Here is an 8,705-nt window from a genome sequence, read left to right on the forward strand (position 1 = left end):
GATGAGCCCGGTATGGGACGAGATCGAAGCCTCCGGACTGCCCGTGACCCACCACATCGGGGAAACGCCGCCGAAGAGTCCATGCGAATTCAACAGCGTGGTCGTTGGCATGATGATCAACATCGACGGCTTCCGGGAAACTTTCTCCAAGTACATCTTCGGCGGCATCCTCGATGCGCACCCACAGTTGCGGATCGGCTGGTTCGAGGGCGGCATCAGTTGGGTGCCCTGGGCGTTGCAGGACGCCGAGCATCTCGTTGCCTCCTACCAACACATGTTCAACCGGCCGCTACAGCATGACGTGCGGTACTACTGGGACACACATATGAGCGCGTCGTTCATGGTCGATCCGCTGGGCCTGCAGTTGATCGACCGCATCGGGGTGGACAGGGTCATGTGGTCGTCCGATTACCCGCACAACGAAAGCACCTACGGTTACTCGGAGAAATCACTGGCCGCCGTCGTGGACGCCGTCGGGCCGGCGGACGCCGCAAAGATCGTGAGCGGCAACATCACTGCGTTCTTGGGCGTGTAAGGGTGACGACGTTGGCGCCCTCCGGCGGCGGCGCCGTCGGGTCGGTGATTCCGCCGGCGCCCGACTTGACCCGGATGCGGCGCGAGACCGGCGCCCGGCTGCGCGCGGCTATGACCGAACGCGGAGTCGACGCGCTGGTGCTGTTGGGCAACAACGCCGTCGTCTACGCCACCGGCACCAGCTGGCCACTGGGTGACGCCGGGTTGTCACACGTGGAACGGCCAGTTGCGGTTGTCCTTGCCGACGATGACTGGCCGCACCTCTTTCTGCCGTTCCGAGAGGGAGCAGCCGACGAAGGGGAGCTGCCCGCCGACCACTTGCATGGCCCGGTCTATCTCGAATTCGACGAAGGTGTGGCGCAATTCGCGCGGCTGTTGTCGGACCTGATTCCCGCAGGGGCGACCATCGCCGTCGACGAGTACACCGGCGCCATGACGCGTGCGGCCAAGCTGTTGTTTCCCAGCGGCGCTCCCGCCGACGCCGCCGCGATTGTCAGCGCCGCCAAAGTCGTCAAAACTCAAGACGAATTGGCTTGCATGCGCACCGCCATCCGCATCACCGACGAGGCAATGGTCGAGGTGCAGCGGGCGCTGGCCCCAGGTATACGTCAAATCGATCTGTCGGCCAGATTCTTGCGCCGCGCGTTCGAGCTGGGCGCCACCGCCAGCATGTTGGAGCCCATCTGGCAGGTGATGCCGCAGAGCAAGGCCGACGGCGTCTGGACTACCCACGGCGACTTGGCGTTGCCGCTGCTGACCACCGAGCGAGAGCTGGCCGCAGGTGACGTGCTGTGGACCGACGTCAGCATCACTTACCACGGCTACTGTTCGGACTTCGGACGAACCTGGATCGTCGGGCGCGATCCGACGCCGCGCCAGCAGGCCCAATTCGACAAGTGGTACGACATCGTGACCGCGGTGCTGGGAGTGGCTCGCGCCGGAGCCACCGCGGCCGACCTGGGCCGCGCGGCTATTGCTGCCAACGGCGGCAGCCGGCCGTGGCTGCCACACTTCTACCTCGGCCACGGCATCGGCGTCAACGCTGCCGAAATGCCAATGATCGGTACTGATCTCGGCGAGGAGTTCGACGAACGATTCGTCCTACAACCGGGCATGGTGCTGGTACTCGAACCGGTGGTGTGGGAAGACGGCACCGGCGGATACCGCAGTGAAGAGGTGTTGGTGATTACCGAAGACGGCTGGGAACGGTTGACTAACTACCCGTATGACCCCTATGTCCACTGAAGTCCTGCCCGACGATCGGGTGCTGCGCAACGGCCGCAGACAGCGGGCGCTGGCCCAAATGGCGGCGCACGATCTCGACATTCTCGTCCTGGGTCGGCAGGCCAATGTCCGTTATGTCGCGGGTGCGCCACAACTTTGGGTTGCCGGCACACGACCGTTCGGCCCGGCCTGCGTGCTGGTGCGCGCCACCGGTGCGGTTCATCTGCTGAGCACCTGGGACGAGGGAGTGCCCGACGACATTCCCCATGAGCGCCTGTACGGCATCACCTGGAACCCGAAGAACACCATCGCGGTGCTGAAAAACATTGACGGCGCCGACACCGCGCGACGCGTCGGAACCGATGCTCTGTCACCGGTTTTCGCGCACCTGCTGCCGACCGCGTTTCCCAACGCCGAACTGGTCGACGGCGAAGTGGCCATGCGCGCAGCCCGCCGCATCAAAACCGCCGAGGAAATCGGCGCGCTGCGGGAGGCGGTGGCGGTGGCCGAGGCGGGATTGGCCGCTGCGGTATCCGAATTGCGGCCCGGGGTCAGTGAGCAAGTCCTGGCCGGGGTGCTGCTGCAGGCGCTGGCGGCCGGCGGAGTGAGTACCCCATCGAATCAGGACGTGGCGTGGGTGACGTCCCGCGATCACCCATGGCGACGCGCCGACGGCGATGGCCGAATCCAGACCGGTGACCTCGTGGCGTTCTCCGCCGGTGTGCTCGCCGGTGGATACATCGGTGAGGTGGGCCGCACTTGGCCGGTCGGCAGCGTTGACGCCGGTGCCTTGTACCGGCGCTGGGACACGTTGTGGCGCAAGCTGATCACGGCATGCCGGCCGGGCGCCGGGTCAGCCGACCTGATCGCTGCGTACCAGGCCGCCGGGGAGCCGGCACCGCCGATGCCGGTGGCGCGGGGTCTCGGTATGGGGTTCGACGCGCCCGTCGTCTCTGCGCAGCTGCCCGATACGGCGGCGGCCGAACGTCTCGAGCCCGGGATGGTTCTCGCCGTGACCGGTTATGTGTGGGAAGCCGGTATCGGCGCGGTGTTCGGTCGCGAAGCCGTCCTGATCACCGCCGACGGCGCCGACGTGCTGACCACCAGCCCGTTCTGGCAGGCCTGAGTGGTTGAAACCGAGCCGCCGTTGACCGGGTTCACGGTGGTGGACTTGTCGACCGGCATCGCTGGTGCCTACTGCACCAAGATCCTCGCCGACGGCGGCGCCGACGTGATCAAGGTTGAACCCCCAGAGGGTGATCCGTTGCGCTATTGGTCGGCATCCGGTGCTGCCATCCGGCCCGGCGTCGACGGCGCTTTGTTCAACTTCTTGGCCGGATCCAAGCACAGTGTCGTTGCCGATCCTGATGTCACCGACGACCTTGAGTTGGTGGACAAGTTGTTGACCGCAGCCGACGCGGTGGTGTGGTCCAGGGGGTCGAAACTCGCTGAGGCGCAACGCCTGACGCCGCAAGAGATGCACCGTCGTCACCCGCATCTGACCGTCACGTCGATCACACCATTTGGGTTGCACGGCCCCTGGCGTGATCGCGCGGCGACGGAATTCACGCTGCAAGCATGGTCCGGCGGAATCATCGGGTTGGGCAGAGGGGTTCCGGACCGGGCGCCGGTGTTCATCGGCGGTCAGGTCGGAGAGTATCTGGCTGGTGCGTACGCCAGTGCGGCGACCCTGGCATCGCGGCATCGTCAAAATGACGGCGGCACCGGCGACTTGGTGGATCTGTCGATGCTCGAGACACAGATTCTCTGCTTGACCTATTACCCTGTCACGTACTTCGAGGTGCTCGGCAGGCCATGGCGCGACGCCCGGCGACTTACTGTGCCCGGGGTGGCTCAGGCGATGGATGGCCTGGTCGACTTGGGTTGCGGAACGGCTCAGCAGTGGTTTGACCTGTGCGCCATGACCGGTCACCCGGAGTGGATCGACGAGGAGTCGCCGCTGTCGATCACCGAGTTGGCCAATTTTTACGCCGACGACATCTACGACTGGGTGCGAAGCCACTCCGTCGATGAAATCCGCGAGTTGGCAACCGCGTTCCGTATCCCCAACGCTCCGGTCGCCAATGGCGCGAACATCATTACGCTCGACCACTTCGTAGCGCGCAATTCCTTTGTGAGCAATCCACGTGACGGCTTTCAGCAGCCCGCGCACCCGTACCGGATGCACCCCGCCCGGCTTCGCCCGCCGGGGAGGCCGCCGAAGCTGGGCGAACATACTGCGCTGTATCAGGCCACCACCCGCGACATCGCGGCCGGGGCAATGCGTTCGACGGATGCCGCATCATCGCGACGGATGCCACTCGCGGGTTTGCGGGTGCTGGACCTGACTACCTTCTGGGCGGGCCCATGTTGCACGCATTTCCTGGCCATGCTGGGCGCCGAAGTGATCCATGTGGAGTCGACGCGCCACCCCGACGGCACCCGACTTATTGCCGGCGTGCCGGTCACCGAGGAGCAGTGGTGGGAGAAGTCGCCCGTGTTTTCGGCGCTCAACACCAACAAGAAGGGCCTGACCCTCGACCTGCAACACACGCGCGGGCGTGAGTTACTTCGTCAGCTCATCGCCTCCTGTGACGCCATCGTGGAAAACTTCACTCCCCGCGTACTCGACCAGATCGGTCTGGATTTCGCTGCGGTGCAGTCGATCCGACCCGATACGATCTTATTGCGCATGCCCGGATTCGGGCTGGACGGCCCATGGCGTGACAACCCGGCGTTCGCGTATGTCATCGAGTCCGCCGCCGGGGTCAGCTGGCTGACCGGCTACCCGGACCGGCCGCCGTACGAACCGTACTCCGTCGGTGACCCCAACGCGGGCGTGCACGCAATCAACGCCCTGCTGCTGGCGCTGGAGCACCGGCGCCGCACCGGTCAGGGAGTTCTGGTCGAAGCGGCGATGGTGGATGCCGCCCTGAACATCGCCGCCGAGCAGGTCGTCGAATACTCCGCCCATGGTGCCTTGCTGCAGCGCGCGGGCAATCACGGTCCGACGGCCGTGCCGCAAAATCTCTACCGCACGGCCGATGTCGACGAGTTCGGCCGTGTCGACAGCTGGGTGGCTATCGCGACGGCGAGTGACGACCAATGGCAACACCTGGTGGACGCGTTGGGCTCGCCCGCTTGGGCAAGGGATCCCGCTCTGTCCACGGTGGCCGGACGACGTGAACACGAGCCGGAGATCGACGAACGATTGGCCGCATGGTGTGCGCACCGCAGCGGCGACGACGTCGTCGCGACGCTGTGGGACGCCGGCGTGCCGGTGGCCAAAGTGATGCAACCGCACCGGCAAACCGAACTCAGCCAACTCGAATCTCGAGGCTTCTTCGAAGTGCTCGATCATCCGGTGAACGGCCCGGCTAGGCTGAGCACCGTGCCGATGCGGTTCTCCGGCGGGCCGTGCCGGTTCCACGCCCAACCGGCACCTCTGCTCGGGCAACACAACCGGGAGATCTTGACCGAAATCGGTTTAACCGACGCCGACATCCGGGAACTGGAAGCCGAGGGCGTCATCGGCAACGCGCCGGCTCGGCGCACATCGAGATGACCATCGCCTCATGCCCATCGACCCATCCCACATTCTGCTGACCGATCGCGTTGCGGTGGTCACCGGTGGCGGATCCGGCATCGGGCGCGGCATCGCGGCCGGCCTGGCGGCCTTTGGTGCTTCAGTGGCCATTTGGGAACGCAACCCGGACACCTGCGCGCAGACCGCCGACGCCTTGGCGGTGCTGGGCATCGCCACCGATGTCCGGGACAGCGACCAAGTCGACGCCGCGCTGCAGCGCACCACAGCCGAACTGGGCACACCGACCATTCTGGTCAACAACGCCGGTGGCGTGTTCTCCGCGCCTCTGCTCGACACGAGTGAAAACGGCTGGGACGCACTGTATCGAGCCAATTTGCGTCATGTCCTGCTCTGTACTCAACGGGTATCGCGCCAACTGGTCGCCGGGAACCAGCCGGGCAGCATCATCAACCTGACTTCCATCGAGGGAGTGCGCGCCGCGCCGGGTTACGCGGCCTACGCCGCCGCGAAGGCCGGCGTCATCAACTTCACCAAGACCGCAGCCCTCGAATTGGCCCCGCACGGCATCCGGATCAACGCGATAGCGCCCGACATCACCCTGACCGAGGGATTGGCCGGGCTCAGCGATGAGGCGGCGCTGGCCGGGATCGGTGCCGTCGTCCCGATGGGCCGACCGGGGCATGTTGACGAAATCGCAGGCACAGCAGTGTTTCTCGCCTCCGACATGTCCGGGTACCTCACCGGCCAGACGATTCACGTAGACGGCGGTACCCACGCGGCCGGCGGGTGGTATCACGACCCGCACACCGGGAAGTATCGCCTCGGGCCCAGCTAGTGCTGCCAGCCTTCGGCGGCCTGCTCGTCGAAGGTTCGGTCAATGCGCTCGAATCTGCGGCGGACCGACTCGCGTGCGGCGGCGTGCGGCAGCACGTAAAGCCGGTTGGCGACGATGGCATCGGCGGTCAGCCGCGCGACGTCGGCAACTGTCATCCGGTCGTCTTGGGCCGGCAGTGACCCGACCGTGCCCGACTGGGTGTCGGCCGCCCCGGAGTCGCCGCTGCGGATCCGCTCCGAGTTGGACACCAAGCTGGTCTCGATCACCATGGGGCACAGCACCGATACCCCGATGCCGTTGGCTTTCACCTCTCGGGCCAGTGTCTCGGCCAGACCGACCACGCCGTATTTCGCGACGCCGTAGGTGCCCAGGCCGACATTGGGCACCAGTCCAGCGAAAGACGCGGTGAAGGCAATATGCCCCCCGGTGTCCTGCTCGAGCAGTCTGGGCAAGAAAGCTTCGACCGCGTGGATGTTGCCCCACAGGTCGATGTCGATCACCCAACGCCAGTCGTCATGGGTCATCTCGGCCAAGGGGCCCGCGATCACCACACCGGCATTGCTGAAGACCACGTCGACGTGCCCGAGCAGGTTGAAGGCCTCCTCGGCCAAGTGCACAACCTCATCGAGATGGCGGACATCGCACCGCACGCCGTGCGCGGTGAATCCGTCGGCGCGCAGCTGCGCAACCGCTTGCTCCAAGCCGGGCTGATTGACGTCGGCCAGCACCAGACTGGCCCCGCGACGAGCGAACTCAACAGCGGTGGCGAAACCAATGCCGCTGGCCGCGCCGGTGACGACCGCCCCGCGGCCATCGAAGCTAGACAGAAATCCGTCCATGGGACGGCACTTTATTTCAGGCAGCTACCCGCATCGACAGGCAGGGTGACACCGGTGACGTACCGGGATTCGTCGGAAGCGAAGAACAGCACCGCATTGCTGATGTCCTCGGCGTCCACCCAAGGTATGGGCAGCGTGTGGAACATCTGACAAATCGGCGCCATGTCATCCGGGCCCGGGTTCTCCAGGTCCGGCCGGAACAACTTCCACGTCCCTTCGTTCATGATCATCGCGGTGCTCACATGGGTGGGGTGCACGGAGTTGACCCGAATCATGTGCTGCCCCAACTCCACGGCGAAGGAACGCATGATTCCCACGACTCCGTGTTTGGCCGCAACGTAACTGCCGCAGTGGGGATAGGCCTTCATGCCGCCGACCGAGCTGGTCAAAATTATCGAACCGCCGTTGCCGCCCGCCTTGATGTGCGGCACACCGGCTTTCACCGTTTTCCAGACACCGGACAGGTTCACGTCGATCATTTCCTGCCAGTCATACTCGGTGGTTCTGTCCAACGTGTCTCCGCCATTGCCGATACCGGCGTTCGCCACAATGATGTCCAGCCGGCCCAGCTGCTCCACGCCCGTATCCACCGCGGCCTTCAGCGCGTCGTAGTCACGCACATCGACTTCGGCCGTATAGATCCGGCGATTAAGGCCTTTCACCAGGTCGGCCGTCTCCGCCAGATCCTCGGGCGTCGACGCCGGGATGGTGGTGTTCTGCACGATCGGCTTGCAGACGTCGACGGCGATGATGTCGGCGCCTTCCTGGGCCAATCGCACCGCGTGGCTGCGGCCTTGGCCGCGGGCCGCGCCGGTGATGAATGCGACCTTGCCTTTTACTCGTCCAGTCATCGCTCCCTCATTTCTCCGCTCAGCTCAGCACAGCCGGCATGGTCTCCCAGCCCCGCACCGTCGATGTCGGGGACAGCTTGGCGTTGGTCAGGTCCACCTCCCACTCGGGGAAGCGCTTGAGAATTTCTTCCAGGGCGATTCGCCCTTCCAGGCGGGCCAACGCCGAACCCAGGCAGTAGTGGGTGCCCACGCTGAAGGTCAGGTGCTGGCGCACCTCGCGTCTGATGTCGAAAACGTCTCCGTCGGGCGGAAATTGGCGATGGTCGTGGTTGGCCGCACCGATCAGCATCATCATGACGCTGCCCGCGGGAACCGTCTGGCCGTAATACGAGACGTCGCGGGTGACGTAGCGCGCGACATGCGGGGCCGGTGGTTCGTAACGCAACAACTCCTCGATCGCCTGAGGGATCAACGATTTGTCCGCGACCAAGGCTCGGCGCTGGTCGGGGTGCTCGGCCAACACCTTTCCGGCCCAACCGATCAGTCGGGTAGTGGTCTCATTTCCGGCGCCGGATACCACGGTGATGTACAGCAGCAATTCTTCCCGGGTGAGCCGACGCACGACCCCCGTCTCGTCCTCGAATTCGGCGTTGAGCAGTTCGGTCATGATGTCGTTGGACGGGTGGTCGGCACGCCAGTCGATGAATTGACCGAAGAATTCGCCGTTCATGATGTTTTCATCGGAGGCGTTCATCGGTTTGCCGGCCTCGGTGCGCAGATGCCAATGCGTGTGATCGGCATGCTGCTCGGCATACCCGAAGAATTCCAAGAGGCTGCTCGCGATCGGGCCAACGCCAACCTGCGCACCGAGGCCGGCAAACCGATGAACGCCTCCGATGAAAACATCATGAACGGCGAATTCTTCGGTCAAGACC

Annotated in this window: 8 protein-coding genes; 5 read left to right on the forward strand and 3 right to left on the reverse strand. The window is 65.0% G+C overall.

Going from position 1 to position 8,705, the window contains the following annotated elements; all coding sequences use genetic code 11:
- The 5 genes from A9W95_RS18885 to A9W95_RS18905 form a co-directional block, all read left to right on the forward strand.
- The coding region (locus A9W95_RS18885; RefSeq protein WP_156746283.1) for an amidohydrolase family protein at positions 1–535 on the forward strand (535 nt) is incomplete at its 5' end.
- A gap of 2 nt (positions 536–537) precedes the next feature.
- Positions 538–1,779, forward strand: a complete 1,242-nt coding sequence (locus tag A9W95_RS18890; protein ID WP_067416137.1) for a Xaa-Pro peptidase family protein — start codon at positions 538–540, stop codon at positions 1,777–1,779.
- Positions 1,769–2,884 carry a Xaa-Pro peptidase family protein gene (locus A9W95_RS18895; RefSeq protein ID WP_067416139.1) on the forward strand — a complete coding sequence of 372 codons (1,116 nt, stop codon included), beginning with the start codon at positions 1,769–1,771 and terminating at the stop codon, positions 2,882–2,884. The genes A9W95_RS18890 and A9W95_RS18895 overlap by 11 nt, the downstream gene beginning before the upstream one ends.
- Positions 2,885–5,323, forward strand: coding sequence for a CaiB/BaiF CoA-transferase family protein (locus A9W95_RS18900; RefSeq protein WP_253851702.1), 2,439 nt, complete (start codon positions 2,885–2,887; stop codon positions 5,321–5,323).
- Positions 5,324–5,333: 10 nt separating this feature from the next.
- Complete coding sequence (locus A9W95_RS18905) at positions 5,334–6,140, forward strand: SDR family NAD(P)-dependent oxidoreductase (RefSeq protein ID WP_067416142.1); 807 nt, start codon at positions 5,334–5,336, stop codon at positions 6,138–6,140.
- Here the strand turns inward: A9W95_RS18905 and A9W95_RS18910 are convergent.
- The 3 genes from A9W95_RS18910 to A9W95_RS18920 all read right to left on the reverse strand — a co-directional run.
- On the reverse strand, positions 6,137–6,967 hold the full coding sequence (locus A9W95_RS18910; RefSeq protein WP_371328095.1) for an SDR family NAD(P)-dependent oxidoreductase: 831 nt from the start codon (positions 6,965–6,967) through the stop codon (positions 6,137–6,139). The two genes, A9W95_RS18905 and A9W95_RS18910, sit on opposite strands and share 4 nt — an antisense overlap.
- Positions 6,968–6,990: 23 nt before the next feature.
- Positions 6,991–7,830, reverse strand: a complete 840-nt coding sequence (locus A9W95_RS18915; protein ID WP_067416148.1) for a mycofactocin-coupled SDR family oxidoreductase — start codon at positions 7,828–7,830, stop codon at positions 6,991–6,993.
- A 19-nt stretch (positions 7,831–7,849) separates the two neighbouring features.
- Positions 7,850–8,705: cytochrome P450 (locus A9W95_RS18920; RefSeq protein WP_156746284.1), on the reverse strand; the 856-nt coding region annotated here is incomplete at its 5' end.

Source organism: Mycobacterium sp. 1423905.2 (assembly GCF_001673155.1).
Lineage (GTDB): Bacteria > Actinomycetota > Actinomycetes > Mycobacteriales > Mycobacteriaceae > Mycobacterium.

Bases quoted from the DNA above. Each gene is read 5' to 3' on its own strand.
- A9W95_RS18895 (WP_067416139.1), top strand. From the start codon at position 1,769: ATGTCCACTGAAGTCCTGCCCGACGATCGGGTGCTGCGCAACGGCCGC.
- A9W95_RS18905 (WP_067416142.1), top strand. From the start codon at position 5,334: ATGCCCATCGACCCATCCCACATTCTGCTGACCGATCGCGTTGCGGTG.
- A9W95_RS18915 (WP_067416148.1), bottom strand. From the start codon at position 7,830: ATGACTGGACGAGTAAAAGGCAAGGTCGCATTCATCACCGGCGCGGCC.